This is a genomic window from Falsiroseomonas sp. RANM36 (genome assembly GCF_056682175.1).
In genome coordinates, this window is sequence record NZ_JBWXTD010000003.1 from 967,699 (window position 1) to 968,780 (window position 1,082).

At 70.8% G+C, this 1,082-nt stretch carries 1 protein-coding gene; it reads right to left on the minus strand.

Translation table 11 applies throughout. The features are described from left to right. Positions 1–131 precede the first annotated feature (131 nt). Complete coding sequence (locus AC1MIR_RS09460) at positions 132–971, minus strand: NAD-dependent epimerase/dehydratase family protein (RefSeq protein WP_480027918.1); 840 nt, start codon at positions 969–971, stop codon at positions 132–134. Between the last annotated feature and the right edge of the window lie 111 nt (positions 972–1,082).

The window sequence follows — 1,082 nt, forward strand, 5'->3', positions numbered from 1 at the left end:
CGAGGCCGCGAAGCGGCCCGCGCACAAACCAGACGCACGGCTCGCCGCGACCGCCGCCTGCGCGAAGGCAAGGCCGCGGAGCGGTCACGCCGAAGGCGTGCCTGCGGCACGATGGCCGCCGTCCGAGGGCATCAATCAAGTTCAAAGGCGTCGCGGGGCGAGAAGCCGCCTTTGCGGCTGTACTCGATGGGCGTGTAGAAGCCGCCCTGGTAGCGCTCCTCCACCGGGTCGCCCGAAACCTTGCTCTCGACCTCGGCGCGGTAGTCCTCGGCATTGTCCTCGGGCTGCCAGCCGATGCGGTCGCGGTGGTCCTTGCCCCAGAAGGTCGCGGGATTGTTGGAGGCGCCCCAGATCACGCAGTGCCCGACGCGCTCGGCCTCGATGCAGCGGACCATCATCCGCGCGAGGTCGGGGTAGGACAGCCAGGTGGACAGCGCGCGGGCGTTCATCGGCTTCGGCAGGCAGGAGCCGATGCGGACATTGACGTTCTCGACGCCGTGCTTGTCCCAGTAGAGCCGGCCCATCATCTCCCCGTACACCTTCGACAGGCCGTAGTAGCCGTCCGGCCGGAACTGGCAGTCGAAGTCGAGCTTCGCCTCGTTGCCCTTCGGCCGCTCATGGAAGCCGATGGTGTGGTTGGAGCTGGCGAAGACCACGCGCGCGCCCTCGCGCCGCGCGGCTTCGTAGATGTGATAGAGGCCGCGGATGTTCGGCTCGAGGATGGTCTCGAAGGGCTGCTCGGTGGCGTTGCCGCCGAAATGCAGGATGGTGCCGCAGCCTTCCGCCTGGCGGACGATGGCCAGCGCCTCGTTCAGGTCGGCGCGGACGAAGCGGGCACCCTTCGGCAGCGGATCGGGGAAGGGCGCGATGTCCGTCAGGCGCAGCGTGTAGCCGGCGGCGCCGAGCTCCCTTGCCAGCATGCGGCCGAGCGCGCCGGAGGCGCCGGTCAGGAACACGGGCTTCTTCTGCATCGTCAGGTCCTCTCGATCAGGGTGTCGCAGCAGGCGGCTCGCGCAGCGCGCCCCGGCCGCCGACGCCGCCCGCGGCGCCTGCCCCGCGCCCCGGGCCGCGGCTGCGGCCCC